This window comes from Acetobacter fallax, assembly GCF_011516735.1.
Lineage (GTDB): Bacteria > Pseudomonadota > Alphaproteobacteria > Acetobacterales > Acetobacteraceae > Acetobacter > Acetobacter fallax.
Map to the genome: position 1 here is coordinate 22,612 of NZ_WOSX01000021.1, position 20,246 is coordinate 42,857.

General features: G+C 56.5%; 15 protein-coding genes. 1 reads left to right on the forward strand and 14 read right to left on the reverse strand.

Going from position 1 to position 20,246, the window contains the following annotated elements; all coding sequences use genetic code 11:
- Positions 1-58 precede the first annotated feature (58 nt).
- From GOB85_RS11275 to dnaE, 3 genes are all read right to left on the reverse strand, one after another.
- Positions 59-1,186, reverse strand: coding sequence for a Rieske 2Fe-2S domain-containing protein (locus tag GOB85_RS11275; protein ID WP_408737065.1), 1,128 nt, complete (start codon positions 1,184-1,186; stop codon positions 59-61).
- A 277-nt stretch (positions 1,187-1,463) separates the two neighbouring features.
- On the reverse strand, positions 1,464-1,745 hold the full coding sequence (locus GOB85_RS11280; RefSeq protein ID WP_173577599.1) for a hypothetical protein: 282 nt from the start codon (positions 1,743-1,745) through the stop codon (positions 1,464-1,466).
- Positions 1,746-1,813: 68 nt separating this feature from the next.
- The gene (gene dnaE / locus GOB85_RS11285; protein ID WP_173577598.1) at positions 1,814-5,233 is read right to left on the reverse strand and encodes a DNA polymerase III subunit alpha; all 3,420 of its coding nucleotides are present in this window, start codon (positions 5,231-5,233) and stop codon (positions 1,814-1,816) included.
- A gap of 92 nt (positions 5,234-5,325) precedes the next feature.
- Between dnaE and GOB85_RS11290 the strand changes: the two genes are divergently transcribed.
- The gene (locus GOB85_RS11290; RefSeq protein WP_173577597.1) at positions 5,326-6,591 is read left to right on the forward strand and encodes a glycosyltransferase family 87 protein; all 1,266 of its coding nucleotides are present in this window, start codon (positions 5,326-5,328) and stop codon (positions 6,589-6,591) included.
- A 37-nt stretch (positions 6,592-6,628) separates the two neighbouring features.
- On the opposite strand, the gene glpK is transcribed toward GOB85_RS11290, so the two are convergent.
- The 11 genes from glpK to GOB85_RS11345 form a co-directional block, all read right to left on the reverse strand.
- Positions 6,629-8,119: a glycerol kinase GlpK gene (glpK, locus tag GOB85_RS11295; protein WP_173577596.1), complete on the reverse strand. Its 1,491-nt coding sequence runs from the start codon at positions 8,117-8,119 to the stop codon at positions 6,629-6,631.
- A 19-nt stretch (positions 8,120-8,138) separates the two neighbouring features.
- The gene (locus GOB85_RS11300; RefSeq protein ID WP_173577595.1) at positions 8,139-8,966 is read right to left on the reverse strand and encodes an MIP/aquaporin family protein; all 828 of its coding nucleotides are present in this window, start codon (positions 8,964-8,966) and stop codon (positions 8,139-8,141) included.
- Between the two features lie 57 nt (positions 8,967-9,023).
- On the reverse strand, positions 9,024-10,544 hold the full coding sequence (glpD, locus tag GOB85_RS11305) for a glycerol-3-phosphate dehydrogenase (protein ID WP_173577594.1): 1,521 nt from the start codon (positions 10,542-10,544) through the stop codon (positions 9,024-9,026).
- A 122-nt stretch (positions 10,545-10,666) separates the two neighbouring features.
- Complete coding sequence (locus tag GOB85_RS11310; RefSeq protein ID WP_173577622.1) at positions 10,667-11,461, reverse strand: DeoR/GlpR family DNA-binding transcription regulator; 795 nt, start codon at positions 11,459-11,461, stop codon at positions 10,667-10,669.
- A 2-nt stretch (positions 11,462-11,463) separates the two neighbouring features.
- The gene (gene recQ / locus GOB85_RS11315; RefSeq protein WP_338421715.1) at positions 11,464-13,311 is read right to left on the reverse strand and encodes a DNA helicase RecQ; all 1,848 of its coding nucleotides are present in this window, start codon (positions 13,309-13,311) and stop codon (positions 11,464-11,466) included.
- 60 nt (positions 13,312-13,371) lie between these two features.
- Entirely contained in the window at positions 13,372-13,749 is a 378-nt protein-coding gene (locus GOB85_RS11320) for an OmpA family protein (RefSeq protein WP_173577593.1), read from the reverse strand.
- A 116-nt stretch (positions 13,750-13,865) separates the two neighbouring features.
- The gene (gene cydC / locus GOB85_RS11325; RefSeq protein ID WP_173577592.1) at positions 13,866-15,608 is read right to left on the reverse strand and encodes a thiol reductant ABC exporter subunit CydC; all 1,743 of its coding nucleotides are present in this window, start codon (positions 15,606-15,608) and stop codon (positions 13,866-13,868) included.
- Positions 15,605-17,332 carry an ABC transporter ATP-binding protein/permease gene (locus GOB85_RS11330; RefSeq protein ID WP_173577591.1) on the reverse strand — a complete coding sequence of 576 codons (1,728 nt, stop codon included), beginning with the start codon at positions 17,330-17,332 and terminating at the stop codon, positions 15,605-15,607. The genes cydC and GOB85_RS11330 overlap by 4 nt, the downstream gene beginning before the upstream one ends.
- Before the next feature lie 107 nt (positions 17,333-17,439).
- Positions 17,440-19,221: a sensor histidine kinase gene (locus GOB85_RS11335; protein ID WP_173578994.1), complete on the reverse strand. Its 1,782-nt coding sequence runs from the start codon at positions 19,219-19,221 to the stop codon at positions 17,440-17,442.
- A gap of 159 nt (positions 19,222-19,380) precedes the next feature.
- A complete protein-coding gene (locus GOB85_RS11340; RefSeq protein WP_173577572.1) occupies positions 19,381-19,620 on the reverse strand; it encodes a hypothetical protein in 240 nt (79 codons plus the stop codon).
- A gap of 39 nt (positions 19,621-19,659) precedes the next feature.
- Positions 19,660-20,244, reverse strand: a complete 585-nt coding sequence (locus GOB85_RS11345) for a sigma-70 family RNA polymerase sigma factor (protein ID WP_173577589.1) — start codon at positions 20,242-20,244, stop codon at positions 19,660-19,662.
- Between the last annotated feature and the right edge of the window lie 2 nt (positions 20,245-20,246).

Here is a 20,246-nt window from a genome sequence, read left to right on the forward strand (position 1 = left end):
GGATATGGCGGTTTTCCGCCCGAAAAGCAAGCCCACTCCGATCATGCGGGCATCGATATCATGCGTCAGCAGGAACTCCGGAACGCATGAGCAGATCACGCAGATTGCGCACTACAGGGAAGACTTCGACATTATGGTCTCCTCCAAGCTCTTTCCATGCCCGCTGCTCGAGTTCCACAATCTCCTTGTCCTCAAGGAAGATGCGGTTGGTAAAGATTCCAAGCACAGGCCAGGCAAGATCAAGCAGAAATTTCCACTTCGGGCGCTTCACCGAGAGCAGCCCGAAAGTCTGTGTTTCATCCTCATCTTTACCCTGCGGCACATACGCTGCCCACAGATCCATTATCAGATCACCATCTTTATCGTGGATCTGCAGCGTCTGGTATGGATATGTCGTGCGAACGGTTACGATTTCATCGACGGGCTGATCTTTCACATCGATCCTGTCGTTGTGTTTGCCGAAAAGCAACCGCTCCGCCAGAGGCTGATCGCCACCCTTGCGGGCAAAGCTGTAGCTGGCCTCGACGAAATTCTCCCCTTTATCCTGTCCCATAAAGCGAGAAGTAATCTGTCCCATCTGCTTTCGGTGCAGGCACTGATGGTTCATGTCCATCAGGTTCTCATGCATGAATGAGTAGTGACAGTTCACGCGAGGATCAAAACGGCGTGTCTTGAACTCAGGGTTATTTACCTGGCATGGAACAGGTACCGGAACATGCTCTGCGAGAGCCCTGTCCCCTGGAAAAATGAACACCAGACCACCGCTTTCCTGACAGGGATAAGCCTTCACGCCACGTCCCACTCCGGGTCTGTTCAGATAAGGAACCGTGATACAGTCACCCTTCCGGTCAAAAGCCCAGCCATGATAGCAGCACCGGACAACCTCACCATCCACATGACCTTTACTGAGGGGAACCTGGCGGTGAGCGCAACGATCCTCAAGAGCATAGACGGGGCTACCGTCCTCAGGCCGGACAATGACAATAGGATCTCCGGCGTAACGGGTCGCAAATGCTTTTCCGGCCTTAATTTTATGCGACCAGGCGACCGGATGCCAGAAATTCGGATTCAGATTGATGCGACGAAGATCCGGTCCCTGCCGCTGATAGAGTTCGCTCGTAACAGCAGGCTGTTCGCTTGCTAACTGCCGCTCTGTTAAGGATTGATCGTCCCTGTTTTTCTGCATCAACATTTCCCGGCCTCCACATCGCGCGTACGTTTCATGACGCATCCACTACGACGATTCTCCGGTTCCCGCACAGGCAGCGGGATTAACCGCGCGACCGGGCAAGTGGCTTCCGGACCATCGATAGCTATGGACGCATACAGACAGCGCCCTCTTATGCGCAGGATTGGGCGGCTCTTCTGCACGATGCAAGGCCAGACCGTGCATAACTGAACGACGGAGGCCGGATTTATTTGGTCAGTTCAGTTAAAGTCCCGGACGCTCTGACGTCTGGTATTCAGCTTTCAGACGCGGAACTGAAACCGAAGAGCGAATATTGCTGCAACATATGCGCCGTCGGATACTGATCGGAGATCTCTCCGTCGGAGCCATATCTCTCGACCACAACGATACCCAGAGCAGGATCGATATGGGATGCCGGATTTACCACAGGGACGAAAACCGATGTTTTCGTCGCGACAGGTGTCGACAAACTCTGACGACGGCTGTTCCCTGCTGCGGAATCGGCTTCTGACGACAAGACTGATGCCTGCTCCACGATATTCGCTGAGATCTGCATCTGACACCCCTGGGGTTAATTTTCTTAAACTTATACCTGCCCCAATAAATATACAATCAGAAGTTTCATTAAGCAGACTCTATACGCGTCACACCTGCAACCGTCTTGAGAGCCTGTCCGACTACGGGACTGATTCGGTATCCGCCCCTGAGTCGCACCTCAACTTCCTGCGTTTCCGCGATACTGGGCAGCAGAATGACACTTCCCCGTCCACCCTGCTGTCGGGACAGAATCGCCTGAATTCCATCGACAGCATCAATGGTGTCGAGCCATATCCGCATTTCACCACCTGTCTGAGCCGCCACGTCTTCCAGTTGTCCCAGATCGGTCGCGGTAATCCGGAGAGCCTCTCCTTCAAGCCTGAGATCCGCCGTTGCCAGCACCGCCTGCCCGGCAACAAGCAGTTCACGGACCCGACCAAGCACTTCGGAAAAGAGCGTGATCTCGCAGCTCCCGCTGGCATCTGAGAGTCTGACCCAGGCCATCTTGCTGCCGCTCCGCGTTGGACGCTCTTTCCGATCCACGACACAGCCGGCAATTTTCACCCGTGTGACACCTCCCTCCGCTGCTGTCAGAAGGCGTGACATGGGAACCACGCCAAGACGCCTGAGTAACGGACGATAGGAATCGAGCGGGTGAGCGGTCATGTGGAAGCCGATCGCATCGGCTTCATAGGAAAGTTTTTCAAATTCCGGCCAGTCCGGTGCCTGCGACAGACGCAGAGGTTCGGGCTCTGACGTGTCGCCGAACAGACCGGCCTGCCCGCTCGCAGCTTCCTGTGCGCGCGCCTGAGCACTACGCAAAATCGTCTCAATTGAGCCAAAGACACGAGCACGATTTGGCTCAAGAGAGTCAAATGTACCGGCCCGGGCAAGATTTTCCAGCTGCATTTTATTGAGCTGTTTCGGATCAACCCGCGCTGCGACATCAGCGAGACTACGAAATGGCGTATCACCCCTCGCCTGTTCCAGACTCAGCATTGCGGCGAAGCCCACTCTTTTCACCGCAGCCAGGGCATAACGAATACCAAAGCTGTTATCTTTCTGCTTTTCGACCCTGAAATCTGCTCCGGACTGATTGATATCGGGCGGCAGCACCGGAATTCCGAGACGTTCAGCCTCCTGACGTAAGGCCGCGAGTTTCTCGGTTCTCTCGCGCGCGAGGGACATGCAGCCGGCCAGAAAGGCAACAGGATAGTTCGCCTTCATCCACGCAGTCTGGTACGAAACCAGGGCATAGGCTGCGGCATGTGATTTATTGAAGCCGTAGTCGGCGAACTTCGCCATGAGATCGAAGACTTCGACAGCCTTGTCCTTCGGAATCCCACGTTTTGTCGCGCCCTCGGTGAAAATCTCACGCTGCTGGTCCATCTCGGCGCGGATTTTCTTACCCATGGCGCGGCGCAGCAGATCGGCGGCTCCGAGACTATACCCGGCCATTTTCTGCGCAATCTGCATGACCTGTTCCTGGTAGACCATGATGCCATAGGTCTCTTCCAGGATATCGCGAATTTCCTCGTGCGGCGGCTGCCATGCTTCGCCGTGCTTTCTACGGCAATAATCGGGGATGTTCGCCATCGGGCCCGGTCGGTAGAGCGCCACTGCAGCGATCAGATCCTCAAGCCGGGTCGGACGCATCTGTTTGAGCACGTCCCGCATGCCCGCGCCTTCGAACTGGAACACGCCCGCCGTATCGCCGCGTGCGAGCATTTCGTATGTCAGCGGATCATTGAGAGGGATCTGCGCGAGATCAACCTCAACGCCAAGCCCTTTAAGGAAGCGGACGCCACGCTGGAGAATTGTCAGCGTGGTCAGGCCCAGAAAGTCAAATTTCACCAGCCCGGCCTGCTCAACGAACTTCATGTTGAACTGGGTGACCAGCATGTCACTCTTCGGATCGCGGTAGAGCGGCACCAGATCAACAAGCTGCCGGTCACCGATCACAACACCGGCGGCGTGGGTGGATGCGTGCCGATACAGCCCCTCAAGCTGCTGTCCGATTTCCATCAGGCGGCGCAACGCTTCGTCGCTTTCACGCATCTCCTGAAGTTTTGGCTCGCCTTCAATGGCCTGTTTAAGAGTAACGGGCTTTGCCGGGTTGTTCGGGATCAGTTCGGCAACTCTGTTAACCATGCCATACGGAAGGCCGAGCACGCGGCCAACGTCACGCACAGCGGCTCGCGCCTGCAGTTTTCCAAAGGTGATGATCTGCGCAACCCGGTCGGCACCATATTCACGACGAACGTAGGAGATGACCTCGTCGCGGCGATCCTGACAGAAATCGATATCGAAATCCGGCATTGAGACACGTTCGGGATTCAGAAACCGCTCGAACAGCAGATTAAACGGAAGCGGATCGATGTCGGTAATGGTCAGCGCATAAGCGGCAAGTGAACCCGCACCTGAACCGCGCCCTGGCCCGACCGGAATGTCATGTGCCTTCGCCCATTGAATGAAATCCGCAACGATCAGAAAATAACCTGGAAACCCCATGCCAGAAATGATGTCGAGTTCGAATTCCAGCCGTTCCGAATATTTCTGCCGGGTTTCCTCATCTGCATTCATCACCTGGAGCCGGAGTTCCAGTCCTTCGCGGGCCATGGCGCGAACCGTTTCATCCTCGTTCGAGCCTTCGCGAACTTTCGGGCACACGGGCAGGAGAGGCTTCCGGGTCTCGACTTTCACCGCACAACTCTTTGCGATGGCGAGGGTATTGTCGCAGGCGTCCGGTAAGTCAGCAAACAGCTCGCGCATCATCGCGGGCGGCTTGAACCAGTTTTCGGGAGAGACTTTCCAGCGGTCCTTCTCGGCCATCGTACGACCCTGAGCGATACAGATCAGGGCGTCATGTGCTTCGTGCATTTGAGGACGCGGAAAAAAGCACTCATTGGTCGCCACAAGCGGCACACGCAACCGGTCCGCCAGCGCAATCACACCCGGTTCGACGGCCTCTTCTATTGGCAACCCGAAACGGTTGAGTTCCACGACCAGAGAATCACCAAAAGCTTCTCTGAGACGAGCAAGCCACTTCTCAGCCTCGCTTTCGAAGCCTTCGGCGAGCATGTTGTAAAGCGGCCCTCGTGTCCCGCCAGTCAGACAAAACAGTCCTCCGGCACGTTCACAGAGCAGATCGAGGCTGACCATCGGATCGGCGGCATCTCCCTCAAGAAAACCGGCCGAGGACAGAAACTGGAGATTGGCGAGACCAGCCTGATCACGTGCCAGCAGCACAATCGGCTCGGACGTGCTGCCCGGATGATCATCACGTGGCGGAAGGCCGATCTGGCAACCGATAATGGGCTGCACGCCTTTGCCGGTGCAGTACTGTGAGAACTCAAGTCCGCCGAACAGATTCCCGGTATCGGTGATAGCGACCGCCGGCATGTCCATGCCTTTAGCCAGAGCGACCAGTTCAGGCACGCGGATCGCCCCCTGACTGAGTGAGTAGGCGGAATGAACTCTGAGATGAACGAAATCAGCGTACGACATGGGACGACGATAGCACGGACACGTGAGTTTCGGGGACCACACATAATGAAGGCCGCAAGTTTTGATTTACCCGGACGGCATACAAACGACTCATGACTTCTCGTATCCTGACCAGCTTTATTCCTCAGCGGCAGCGCATCCTGCACTTCAACTGGCTTAAAGCGGCAGCGTGGGCCTGGCTCTATTTTACTGTCCTGGGGACCAGTGAATATCTGCGCTCTGAACTCCAGGCGGGCTGGACAGACGGACATCTGAGGCCTTTTGGTGAAGATTTTCTGGATTTCTGGTCAGCTTCCCGTCTGGCGCTGACGGGGCAGATTAGCGCCGTTTATGATTTTGCGGCTTTTCACGCATTTCAGGTGGGTGTGGTCGGTCATGAGATCGGTCTGTATCACTACAGCAACCCCCCGGTTTATCCTCTGATAACAGCACCATTCGCGCTTCTCCCTTACCTGCTTGCATGGGTCGTCTGGCAAACAGGCGGATGGTTCGCTTTTGCACTGACACTCAGGCGAATTGTTCCACGCTGGTGGGGGCTGATGGCCGGGGCATGGCCAGCAGTTCTGCCCAATACACTTTCCGGTCAGAACGGCTGCTGGACTGCAGTCATCGTGGGCTGGGGCTTCATTCTCTCAGGCAAAACCCCATTTCTCTCGGGGATGGTTTTTTCTCTTCTGATCGCCAAACCGCAGCTGATCTGGCTGCTTCCCATAGCATTACTCGCAGGAAAGCATTGGCGGACGCTAGCCGGCTTTGTGACGGGAACATCGACACTCGTTCTGGCCAGTCTGATATTTTTCGGCGTCGCCACATGGCAGGCGTGGCTGGTGAGAGCAGGCGTACTGAGGCACATAATTCTTGAGCAAGGCGTTGCAACATGGCCACGCATGATATCGGCGTTTGTAATGGTTCGACAGGCAGGCGGTTCTCTCGCCGTTGCTTATGGCGTACAAATAGTCGCAGCCACGATCTCCTTAAGTATTGTTATTTTCGTGTGGCGAAAGAACGTTACAGGGCCGGTGCTGGCCGGGTGGCGCGTGCCGTGTCTCATTTTTGCCTGCTTCACGAGCACACCGTACGTAAATGACTACGACTGTATTATGCTGGCCTTTGCATGCGGTCTTGCGTGGCCACATGCCAGCAGGATTGGCAGGCTCTGTCTTATGGCCGCCGCAGCGGTTCCCGTTGCGGGTGCATCATCCTCTCACCTTCTGGGCTTCAGCCTGGCCCCGTTCATGTTGTGGCCTGCGTTCATCTGGATCACGCGACAATGTCTCAGCAGCCATCAGCGGGAAGCCGCTGCAGCGAGTAACGCAAGCTCCTTCCCGGCACCAGAGGCGCTATCGGGCGTCCTCTGATGCTTCAAAAACAACTGGCAGATTCGCGTGAAAGAAATTACCGCTGCGTAAGAGTTCGACGAACTGCCATATGCCATCCGTCGATCATCGTTTTTCGCTGAGTGCCATCCATTTCCGGCTCGAAGAGCGCACCTCGCTCCCATTCGGAGGCAATTTCGTCCAGACTATTCCACATTCCCACACCCAGCCCGGCGAGATACGCCGCACCCAGTGCCGTTGTTTCAAGCTGCTTCGGTCGTTCGACTCTGGCCTGGAGCATGTCCGCCAGGAACTGGCAGAACCAGTCATTGGCAGACATTCCACCATCAATCCGCAGGGTTTCGGCTGTACCGCCACCATCCTGAGTCATCGCGGCAACGAGATCCAGCGTCTGATACGCTACAGATTCGAGCGCAGCACGCGCAATATGCGCCTCCGTAGCGTCAAGCGTCAGACCACAGATCAGACCGCGTGCGTCAGGGTCCCAGTGTGGTGCGCCAAGTCCGACAAAGCCCGGCACCATGTACACACCATGACTATGAGGCACCCGTGTAGCCATATCGTCGGTTTGCGAAGCATGCGTGATAAGATGCAGGCCATCACGCAACCATTTGATTGCGGCACCCGCCACGAAAATTGATCCTTCAAGCGCGTAAGCAGTCTTGCCGTTCAGGCGATAGGCGATCGTGGTCAGCATCCGGTTGCGCGAAACAATCGGGGTATCACCCGTATTCAGGAGTACGAAGCAACCAGTGCCATATGTCGCTTTAGCTGTGCCGGGTTTGAAGCAGGCCTGACCGACTACGGCTGACTGCTGATCACCAGCCATCCCGGCAACGGGAACAGCGCGCCCGAACAGGTCGGGAGTCGTCTCGCCGAAGATGCTGCTGTTATCTTTTACTTCGGGCAGCAATGCCTCAGGAATACGAAACAGCCTCAGCAGATCGGGATCCCATTGCTGACGATGGATATCAAACAGCAGGGTACGGCAGGCATTGGTGATATCGGTAGCGTGAGACTTACCACCGGTGAGACGCCACAGCAGAAAACAGTCGATCGTACCGAAAGCGAGTTCGCCTTTTTCGGCCCGGGCACGAGCGCCGTCGACATTGTCCAGAATCCACGCCAGCTTCGTCGCGCTAAAATATGGATCAAGCAGCAGGCCGGTTCGTTCAGTAACGAGCTTTTCCGCCCCATCCTTCTTCAGTTCACCACAGAGCCTGGCTGTCCGGCGATCCTGCCAGACAATGGCATTGTGGATCGGTTTCCCGGTTGCCCGATCCCAGACGACGATCGTTTCCCGCTGGTTTGTGATGCCGACAGCCGCAATCCGGTCCACGCCGCCCGACCGTTCGACCGCTTCCTGAGCTGTCGTCTTCGCATCACGCCAGATGTCCTCCGGGTCATGCTCTACCCAACCCTGATTCGGGTAATACTGTGGAAACTCCTGACGTGCGACAGAGATTTCCTGCCCTTTGGCATCAAAGACGATACTGCGGGTGGATGTGGTCCCCTGGTCAATAGCCAGGATACGATCCTGTTTGATCATGACGTCATCTCCTTGGGTGTCACGCGGACTGATCTGAGGAAGAAGCCACGACAACCGGGATGTTGCGCGGCATGAAAGGGCGGATCAGTGTCTGATAAAGACCAGCACCAGTGACACCGCCGACGAGTGGGCCCGCGATCGGCACCCACCAGTAATTACCGGGAGACGGCAGGGCGGAAGCGCCCCATCCGGCAAAAAAACAAAAGAGACGAGGACCGAAATCCCGTGCCGGATTAATGGCCCAGCCATCAAGATAGCCGGCAGACGCACCGATCGCAGCAACGAGAAAACCGATAATCAATGCACCTGAATTAGCTTGCGGGGCCATAGTATTATATTCGCAGGTAATCGCGAAAATCCCGAAAACCAGCAGGCCTGTCAGGATAATCTCGACAACGAACGAGTGCATCGGCGTGACGAAATCGCCGGGGTGGGTAAAAAATACCCCCGCAGCAGCACCATCGTGCAACCGGTCCAGATTATGAGCTGCGGCAAAGTGGTCGATCACCGGTGCGAAGAGCGTGTAGACGACGGCGGCTCCCAGGAAGCCGCCGGCAATCTGGGCCAGCATATAAAGCGGGACTTTTCGCCACGAGAAACCTCTGAACAGCGCCAGAGATAACGTAACGGCCGGATTAGCATGTGTGCCGGAGACAGCTCCGGTCACATAAATCGCGATCGTGACAGAAAGCCCCCAGACGATACAGACACCCCAATAGGCTGTCTTATAGGGGCTTGGATCATAAAGCGAATACATTGCAGCAACCGAATCACCCAGAAGGATGATGATGAATACTGCAACGCACTCAGAAATCAGTTCTCCAAAAAACTTCTTTTGTACCGTCATGTTGTCCCGCTCTTATTTTTGTTTTTACAGGAACCGGATGCATTGAAGCCAGGTTGTTCAGCCCAGTTTCTGACGCATGTAATCAGCCACTTTCTGACGTTCTTCCTTTGTCATGTGAAGGCCGATCTTACTACGTCGCCAGAGAACATCCTCCGGCGCTGTCGCCCATTCATTTTCGATCAGATAATCCACTTCGCTCGTCATCATACCCTGACCAAGATCTTCCCCCAGATCGTCGAGCTCCTTTGCATTCCCGACAATATCGTAAGCACGCATGCCGTAAGAGCGCATCAGGCGCCAGGCAAGTTGCAATGGCAGGAAAGGCGCAGCATCCTGGAAACGCCGCAGTGCAGGTTCAAACCCACCAGCCCCGAGGTCACCACCCGGCAACGCCGCGTCTGCTGTCCAGGAATGGCCGGAAACGGCAGGCAGTACCGGAGCCAGTTTTTCAAGCGCGTGTTCTGCGAGCTTACGGAATGTCGTGATTTTTCCGCCGAAGATGGACAGAAGTGGCGCTCCCCCTGTCGTGTCCAGATCCAGCACATAGTCGCGCGTGACTGCTGAGGCATTGGCAGCTGCGTCATCATAAAGCGGCCGCAGACCAGCGTAACTCCAGACTGCATCTGATGGTTTAACAGTCTTGTTGAAGTAGCGGTTTACGCTTTCACACAGATAGCTGACTTCCTGTGGTGAGATTTCGACCAGCCCAGGCTCCTCATCCCATGCCACATCTGTTGTGCCAATCAGGGTAAAACCCTGCTCGTACGGAATCGCGAATACGATACGCTTGTCAGGATTCTGGAAAATGTAACATTGAGGACCATCGAAGATTTGCGGCACCACAATGTGACTGCCCTTCACCAGACGGACAGACTTGGAGTTCGGCACAGCGAGCTGATCAGCCAGCAGCCTCGCCACCCAGGGGCCTGCTGCGTTGACGAGAGCTTTAGCCCGCAATGTTGTCGTGCCGCCGTGCCGCATATCCTCGATTTCAGCTTCCCACACACCATCGACACGGCGCGCACTGATAAGACGCTGACGGGTACGAATATCAGCACCTCGTGCCGAGGCATCCATCGCATTCAGCACAACGAGCCGGCTGTCCTGTACCCATCCGTCAGAATAAACGAAGCCCTTTTTATACCGGTCCTGCAGCGGCTTGCCGGCGGAATGCGTGCGCAGATCCAGTGTACGGGACTTCGGCAGTTTCATCTTCGGTGCGAGGTGGTCGTAAAGGAAAAGACCCAGCTTCAGCATCCAGACCGGTCGCATCCCCTCTGAATGTGGCAATACGAAACGCAGCGGCCACATAATATGCGGTGCAATTGCAAGCAGACGATCCCGCTCGATCAGAGATTCGCGCACCAGCCGAAATTCGTAATATTCCAGATACCGCAGACCACCGTGAATTAATTTGGTACTGGCGGAGGAGGTGTAACTCGCAAGGTCGTCCTGCTCGACGAGCACTACGGAAGCCCCCCGTCCCGCGGCGTCACGAGCGATCCCGGTACCATTTACGCCACCGCCTACGATCAGCAGATCGAACACTCTGGAAGAATCGTCGGGAGCTGCTGTCATTGTATCGTCCATTTCAGGTTCGCAAATAGGCCGTGGAAATTCGTATCCGAACACCTTACCTTTTGACAATGGATATAATTCTGATCCTTCTTCGCAGTTACATCATTGCCGCATTAAAAACATCATGTTCGTTTCCGAACATCTGGAATTGCGACATGCAGCGCCACACCAGCGGCGGCTAACACGTCACAAATTGCAGGTGACGGCTGGCAATCGGTGAAAAATGCGCTCACCTCAGAAATATGCCCCGCCCGGACCAGCGGCCGTCGACCGAATTTCGTGTGATCGGCCAGCAGAAATATCTGTCGTGAATTATTCCTGATTTGTTCTGAAGCTCTGATTTCGTCTGAATCAAAATCCAGAAGCGTTCCATCCTCATCGATACCGCTGATACCGATGACGCCATAATCCGCGCGATACCGGCCAAGCATTGTCAGCGAATCCGGTCCGAGGATTCCTCCATCCCGCACACGAACTGTCCCGCCCGTCACGACCACACGACAATCCGGACCGCCGGCAAGCAGCGACGCCACATGCAGATTGTTTGTAATGACCTGGAGGCCGCGATGACCTGCCAGGGACCGCGCGAAGGCTTCCGTGGTCGTGCCAATATTGATGAACAATGATGCTCCGTCGGGGATCGCGTCGGCTGCACAGTGCCCGATCGCATCTTTCTCCCTCCGGTTCAGGATCTGTCTCTGTGCGTAAGCTATATTTTCGACTGAGGACGGAGCGCTTGCTCCGCCGTGATGGCGGACGACTTCTCCGGCGCCATCGAGAGCACGAATGTCGCGGCGGATTGTCTGCACCGCCACATCGAACAACTGCGCCAGATCTTCATTTGCGACATAGCCATGTTTCCGCACTGTCGCGGCAATCGCCTGCTGTCGGGACAGACCGGGTGCTGTCTCCGGCATGCTCATACGGCAGAGCGCAGGTCACCGAGTGTCTTCAGCACCGAGGCACCATACCTCTCCAGCTTTGAACCACCGACTCCCTTGATCCGCCCGAGTTCACTCAGTGAGCCGGGGGCCTCAAGAGCGATGTCACGCAGTGTCGCATCATGGAAAATGACGTAAGGCGGAATTTCCTGTTCCCGTGCTTCATCACGGCGCCACTGCCTGAGCGCATCGAATCGCACACGAGCCTCTTCGGGCAGATCCTCGGCAACGGAGCCTCCCCGGCTTCCACGATTACTGCTGGCGTCGGCCTGAACAGCATCCTCACGAAGCCGGACATCTTCCTCGCCGCGCAGAATCGGACGCGCGACATCCTCGTTCAGCATCAGTCCGCCATGCTCATTCCCCATCATCAGAGCTCCGCGCGCAATGAGTTGCCGGACCACCCCGCGCCAGAAACTCTCGCTGCGATCCTTGCCGATGCCCCAGACCGACAGACGATCATGCCCGTTTCTGGTCGCCGGCTCAGAAACCTTCCCGCGCAGCACGCCAATGACATGAAGCGCACCAAAACGCTGTCCGGTACGGTAGATCGCTGAAAGAAGCATGCGGGCTGCTTCCGTTCCATCGAACGTCGGCACCGGGTTACGGCAGTTATCGCAATGGCCACATGGCTCGTTCATCGTTTCGCCGAAACAGGCCAGCAGAGCCCGTGTACGGCAGGACGTTGCCTCCGTTAACGCAATCATTGCCTCCAGGCGCGAACGCATGACCCGCTTTTCACTATCGGGTGCTGCTGACTGGTCCAGCCAGTACCGGGCGCGGGTCATATCTTCGCCGCCATAAAGCAGCAGAGTGTCAGATGGCAGTCCGTCACGTCCGGCGCGTCCGATCTGCTGGTAATAAGCTTCCGGCGAGGACGGCATATCGAGGTGAATGACCGCCCGTACATCCGGGCGGTCGATCCCCATACCGAATGCGATTGTCGCGACCATCACAATCGGTTCACCAGACCGAAAACGATGCAAGGCGGCGCGTTTCTCAATCGGCGACAACCCGGCGTGGAAGGCGCAGGCGGGCCACCCTTTTTCACGAAGGGATGCGGCAACACGCTCGGTGCGGGCTCGCGAGCCGCAATAGACGATACTGGCTTCCCCCTGATGGCGTTCAAGCGCGGATACGACCTGCTTCATTTCACTGCCTTTTGGCCGGGCAGCAATGATCAGATTAGGTCGGTGAAAACTTGCCGAGAGAACCACAGCATGGGGCATTGCGAGAGCCGCAAGAATATCGTCTCTCGTCCGGGGGTCGGCAGTGGCAGTCAGAGCTATGCGTGGCACGCCAGGAAAATGCTGAGGCAGGGTTTCGAGCGCACGATATTCCGGCCGGAACTCGTGTCCCCAGGCCGAAATACAGTGGGCTTCATCGATCGCAATCACGGAAATCTGCAAGCGCGAGAGACGACCGAGAGTTCCGGGAGACAATAGCCTCTCAGGCGAAACGTAAAGAATGTCGATCAGTCCGGCAGCAAGCTCGGCCCGGATACGGGACGACTCATCGCTTTCCAGCTCGGAGTGCAGAGCGGCCGCATTCACACCGAGTTGACGCAAAGCCGCGACCTGATCGTCCATCAGAGCAATAAGCGGAGAGACGACAAGACCCATACCGGGACGACACAATGCGGGAAGCTGATAGCAAATGCTTTTCCCGCCGCCGGTTGGCATCAGAACCAGCGTATCTTCACCAGCCATCACACGGCTGACCGCTCTCTCCTGCAACCCACGAAATGCCGGAAATCCGAAGACACGACCGAGCACATCAATGGGTGTCAGCCCGACAAACCGGTCACGACCGGCTTTTTGCCGCACGGTAGTGTCGTGCGCTACGATCTGCTCTTCAGGATGTTCTGTATCCGACACGAAATGATGTCAGGATGAAGAAACAAGTTCAATCTCAACCCGGCGGGATCCGACCACGCCATCGGCGTTTGATGGCGCGCGTGGCTTCTGCAGAATACGGTTGACCGGAACTCCGTCTGCTACCAGTTGCTGTGCCACAACTTTGGCCCGGTCGATTGCGAGCAGTTCATCAGCGGACAAATCGCCACCATTGCGGGCATAACCTTCGACTTCCACCATCAGGTTCGGTCTGCGAGCTGACCAGGAAGCCGCTTCCGCGACGACGTTCTTTGCCGAATCATCAAGCGCGGTCGAGCCGCCTCCAAAGAACACGACATATTGTCTGCCTGGCCCCGTCGCACAGCCGGCGAGGAAGCAGAGGCCAACGACAGGAAGCAGCCGACGCATCAAGAATCTCCTGAGGGAGGAATGAGGTTCCGATCCGGCCAGTCACTGGCAGGACACCGATATGTTTTCGTGCCTGCACAGGCGTGCCACGTCAACAAGACTAACCAGGCGCGCAATCACGCTGTGGCGGCAGAGGCTCTGCCGCCCGAAATCCGCCACACCCGGTCCAGTTGCTCCACACCTGTCAGACGATGCGCTATGAGCAGGACAGTGCGATGAGCAGCAACGACATTCAGTGTCCGGAAAAAATCCTGTTCAGTCTGCGCATCAAGCCCGGTCGCCGGTTCATCAAGAACGAGAATGGGCGCATCCGACAAGAGAGTGCGCGCCAGAGCAATCCTGCGTCCCTGCCCGCCGGAGACTTTAACGCCGCCCTCTCCAAGCCAGGTATCGAGCTGCCCCGGCAGATTTCTCACAAAATCGCCAATCGCAGCCTCATCAAGTGCACGCCACAAAGTGTCTTCCGATGCCTCCGGCGCGCCCAGAAGCAGATTATTCCGAATGGTGTCATCAAACAGATGAGTGGCCTGGGAAAGCCAGGCAATCTTCCTCCGCAGCCAGGTGTCCGGCAACGCTGCTATATCAACGCCTCCCAGCAGGATGCGTCCGCTCTGTGGAAATGCGGCCTTCAGCAACAGAGCTGCGACTGTAGATTTTCCCGCTCCTGACGACCCGAGAAGAGCAACTCTGGAACCCGCCGGGATCTCCAGAGAAAAATTCTCAAGCACCATCGGACGATCCGGCTGCCACCGAAAATTAATATCATCAAAACAGATATCAAAGCCCGTCGGCATCTCAGTAGTCTGTGGCACCGAAATGTGCGGGATATTCCGTTTTTCAGCGACGGCAACGACACGTCGCGCCGCAGCTCCCATATTTCCTGCCAGCATTCCGGCGCGAGTAAGTCCGGATGCGCTCTCAAATGCAGCCACAGTCAGAAACAGTGCTCCAACCCCCTGCACTACCGGAATATGTGCAAATCCGACCCCTGAAATAGCAGCGAGTACCAGCAAAATGGCCAGCTGAGCGCAGAATTGCGAAACAATTCCGACGCAGGCCATGCGGGTGGAGAGCTGGGCCTGACGTCTCAGTAATGTGTCGTTATCCGCTGCAATACGGTCCAGCATCCGTCGGCTTGCTCCGAACGCCCGGATCTCACGCATACCACTGACCAGATCAAGCACGCCGACACGGAGCCCTGCCTGGGCACGATTCAGGGCACCACCTTCTTTTCTGCTCAGACGTGCCGCTGCCAGGGGAACAGCAAAAGCTGAGGCCGCGAACAGCACACCGACAAGTACCGCCAGCAGGAGGTTTACCCGCGCCAGAACAAGAATAAGGACGGGAAAGGTTATGCACGCACCCGCAAGAGGCAGGAGAATTCTGAGATAGAGCCCATCCAGCACTTCCACATCGGACACCAGACGGGAGAGCAGATCTCCGGCCCGGCGGAATCCCAGACCAGCGGCCGCGCCTTCAGCAAGAGACCGGAAGAACCAGACACGAAGTGTGGCAAGTGCCCGGAACATCGCATCGTGAGCAAAAAGCCGCTCGCCATAACGGAGCCCGACACGACTTATGCCCAGGATACGCAACGACACTGTTGTCACGACAATGACGCCCAGAGCGGCCCCAGCAAATCTCAGGCCGGCACTGCTCATCAATGCCAGACCAGCCAGCACAGCCAGCAGCGACAGACCGAGACCGACCGCAAGACGGGCAGCATGGGGACGCCAGACCTCTACAATACTCCACAGTGCCGCGCGATCAGCACTTTCGCTCCGGCTTCGGCGCTCCGCAGAGCCACCTGATACTGAACCTCGCACAGATCGAATGTCCTTCACTGGCGAGCCGCTCATGCTGCCCCCTGTCGTGCCGTCACACGGCCATGCGCCAGATCGACACGGCGTCCACTGAACATGTGAACAGCTGTAGAATGGCTTGCGAGGATAACAGTGCGCTTCAGCGCCAGCCGTTTCAGACTTTCAAAAACATCAGCTTCCGTAACCGGATCAAGATAAGCCGTTGGCTCATCGAGCAGAAGAATCGGAGCATTTTTCAGATAAGCGCGCGCGATTGCGATACGCTGAGCCTGACCGCCGGAGAGACCGAAGCCGCCTTCGCCGATTACAGTCTCAAGTCCATCAGGCAGATCAGGAAGAAAGCGGTCGACTGCTGAAGACCGCAGAGCAGCGGCCATTTCTTCCGGCGTAGCATCCGGCTTCGCGAATGTAATATTTTCTTTAAGGGTACCGGCAAACAGCACCGGTCGCTGACCAATCCACGACGTCATTTTTGCAATAGCTTCAGGAACAATGGTCTGCATATCCGCACCATTGAACGTGACGCGACCGCTGTCCGGCCTGATAAACCCCAGCAACAATTCCATGACAGTCGATTTACCGGCACCTGACGGACCGGCAAGCACCGTTGTTTCCCCGGCAGGGGCAATGAACGATACATGGTCCAGTGCCGGACCACGCGATGCATCCCAGGTAAAACACACGTCTTCAAAAGCGATCGTCACGCCATGCGCTTCAACCGTGCGCACCGGCTGTCCCCCCGTCACCGATTGTGGTTCTGGAAGGGCAAGGATTTCGGCAGCCGCTCCCTGAGCAAGAGCCCGGTCCTGATAGGCGAGCGCCAGTCCACGGAACGGAGCAAAGAATTCAGGAACGATCAGAAGAGCAAAGAGACTGTTGATCACAAGACGCAGAAGATTCTGGCGATCCGCATCATCTGCCGCTGCGAGGGCGTGATGACCGTCGGCCAGGGCGATCGCGATCAGAGCAATAATCATCGCGCAATCAATGGACGCCGACGAAAGAAACGCCACCCGCAGAATTTTCATCGTCCGAACGCGAAGATCATCAGCAGCTTCAGCGAGACGCGCAGTTTCTTCGTCAGCACGTCCGGATAAAACGATTGTCGCGATCCCCCTGATGCGATCCAGGAAGCGGGCCTGAAGGCGCGTCATTGCAAGAAACTGATTGCGAGAGGCCACGGCGGCACCGATTCCGAACACGGCCTGCGCCACCGGCACTGCGGCACCACACAGCCCAAGGATCAGAGCAGCTCGTGGCTGCACCCAGAGCACGGACAGAAACAGACAGAAAGGAGAAGCTATCCACAGAACGGATGCGGGAGCCCAGCGGGCAAAATACCCGTCCAGAGCCTCAATCCGGTCAACCGCCAGAGCAGCAAGAGCACCACTATGCGTCTGCCGGAGAACAGCGGGCCCGGCTCCGACAATCGAGGACAGCACTTCACTACGCAAACGTCTGCGAGCGGCGCGCCCTGCCGCCGCCGAGGAAATTTCACTGGTGGCGTTCACGGCCATGCGCGTAAGCGCGGCACCGATAAACCCTGCGAATGGCCATATCGGAACCTCACCGGACACCACGCCTCCTGCAGGAAGCAGCGTCGTAAGGGCCGGGCCAAGAATATTTGCAATGCACCAGATCTGCACAACAGCCAGCAGACTCGACACCACACCCAGGAAAATAGACGGCCGGGCCATACGCAGGCCAAGGCGCGCCTGCGCACGGGTCCAGGCCCGGATCGCCGCCTTGCTCTCGTTCATGTGTCCTCTATATCGAAGACAGTCCCGTCAAAACAGGGCCTATCACGCGATACAGTGTCCTTCGCTCCTCATTGGCGCGCGGATCAGCTATCGCTTCTCGTCGCATCTCACATTGCGCCGCGGGATGATGGGACGGGGCATTCAACAATGAATCGCGTTCCGTCACCCTCATCGACCTGCAGGCGAGCTGATATTTGCCGGGCAAACCCGCGAATCAGATGCAGACCGATTCCCTCGCGTTCATCATTTCCGGAAGAAGCCGAAAGGCCTATTCCATCATCTGCGATAATCAGCGTCACAACATCTTTCTGACGCGTCATCGATATCGAAATCGTTCCGTGACGATTTCCTGGAAAAGCAAATTTCAGAGCATTGAAAACTACTTCCGACACAATAAGAGCAATCGACGTTGCCTGATCCGGAGGCAACACGACATCGCCGGCGTCCAGGTGCATTGTAATACGTGATTGCACGTCGTGCCCGGCGGCATTCAGAAGCTGCGCGCTGAGTTCAGAAAGAAAGCTGCTCATGTTGAGGCTTTCGAGCTCGCCTTCAACGTAGAGATGCCTGTGCAGCGTCTCCAGAGTTCTTACGCGGCCACGTGCCAGCATAAACTCAAGCCGAACGTCATCATCCCTGATTCGGCTGCCCTGCAAACTGAGCAGTGATGCCACGATCTGAAGATTATTTTTTACGCGATGATGAATCTCTCCCAGAAGTACTTTTTGATGCTCCAGTGCCTTACGGAGTTCCTGCTCCCGTCTCGCAAGGCGGCGAGTAGCTGTCCCGAAAGCCCACGCAAGCTTTCGATACTCCTGTGGCGCTGCCAGACTGATCGCCGCGTCGAATATGCCAGTTCGCTCCCATTCCTGAACGGCTTCGGTCAGTCGCCGCAACGGAGAAATGACAAGACGGTGTCCGGCAATCATGACGCCTGCAAGACCAGCCAGCAGCAGACTGAGCACCATGACAATCCAGATGCCAAGCACCCACATCGTCCGCGTTTCCTGCGGGAGGCGGGTCGCTTCGACAACAACCATCCCCATTCCGCCAACGGGACCATAAGCATAATAACGACTGGCTACCTGCAGGGCGGCCCTGCCAAGAACATCTTCGGAACTACGCTGATTTAGCCTGTGAATAGTCGCGTCATCCGGCGCCACCCAGCCACAATCCGGACAGAAGGACACAAGGCTTCCATCTCGGGAGACAAGCCAGGCATGGGCATTGCTCATCAACTGGGGCGCGCTGCCTCCGTTCGGCGGAAAATGGCTCTGAGCGGCGACAGCCGTCTGATCCAATGGTTCAATCGCGATCAGAAAATCCTGTTTTCCATCGTTTTTACCGGAAGGCGCTGCGGAGAGCGGAACACGGACACTGAGATAAGGACGCCCTTTATCAACCCATATAAAAGCGAATTTTCCGGGAGGAACCACAGAACGCGCTCCCCCTTCACAGGCTTCAAATGAGCCGGAAGTCGTTGTCAGCCGATGTGCGATACCGCCCTGCGCATCCAGAACAGCCAGAAGGCAATAACGCATTCCGCTTGCAGACTGCGCCAGTTGCAGGAGGCGTCGGGCGGATTCGTCATCCACCATCGATTCGCTGAGCGTCTCAAGCATTGCGGTCGTGCGCTCAGCATCATGCCGCAGATGCCGGTCAATTTCCCGAACCGCATCCTCACTGCGTATTTCGCTGCTCCGGGACAGGTTGGCGTAGTCCTGCCAGATCAGAACAGTTCCCAGTACAGCCACAGGCAACACCGAACCAATGATAATGGTCGCCATCCGGGCCCTGACGGAATCGAACAATCGGGCAAAATGAAAAACGAGACGCAACCTGAAACTCTGACGTTTCTGTGCTGTCTGCTCGCCCGAAACCACTTTCATGACACGCGAACCGCCTCTGGCGTCAGGAGCGCCACCCGAGTTCATGACAATCCGAAAATCCAGGATGTCTGCAAAATGCAAAGACTTCCGATAAGGACATGCACATCCAGCCGGCGCAAATCATCCGTGCGACATCGGAATTTTTTTTTGCGACGACCGTCATGAATCTTTATCTGCTTCAATAATTCTCAGAAGCTCTTCAGGGACAGGCTCCTTCGTTACATCATCAAAAAGTTGATGCAACCCGCGCCGGAGCCATAATTCAAAGGCATCGTCCCCTTTTTTCCTGCTTTTTTTCTTCGCAGTTACGGACTTTTCGTCCCTGGCCGACATCGACAACCATCCCGGCAAATGTTCCAAAGGCTCCGGGCGCGATGCCGGGAAAGAATGGGTCACCATACCATACCCCGGCTTAAAGTTTTATTCCCTAAACTTTACTCACCCATGCGAAACAGAGGGCCGCGCCGCGTTGCCGGCCATCTGGCGACGACCAACTTCCTCGCGCAAAGCAGACGCACGCTGACGCAGTCCGTCGTTTTCGGGAAGATCACCTGTCATCCAGGCTTCAAGCTGGCGACGAGCCCGGAATACACGGCTTTTCGCGGTACCAACCGCACATCCCGTCGACTCGGCAAGTTCCTGGTAGCTCATCCCCTGAAGCACAACCAGAATGAGCGCTTCCCGCTGATCATCCGGTAACCGGGCCAGTGCGTAACCCAGGTCTTTCACAGCCAGCCGATCCTCGTGATCAGCTTTGCTGGAGAGCAGTTCACCCGGCACATCATCAATATCAGCCGTCACACGCTGCTTACGCAGATCTGAGATAAACCGGTTACGAAGAATACGATGCATCCACGCCGCAAAGTTCGTTCCGGGAATGAAGCTGTCACGTGCATTCAGAGCATTGCACACTGCATCCTGAACCAGATCTTCGGACTGCGCGCGATTGCGGGTCAAAGCGAGTGCCTGAACGCGAAGCTTCGGCAGAATGGAAACGATCTGGGTATGAAATGTGTCAGCCATTA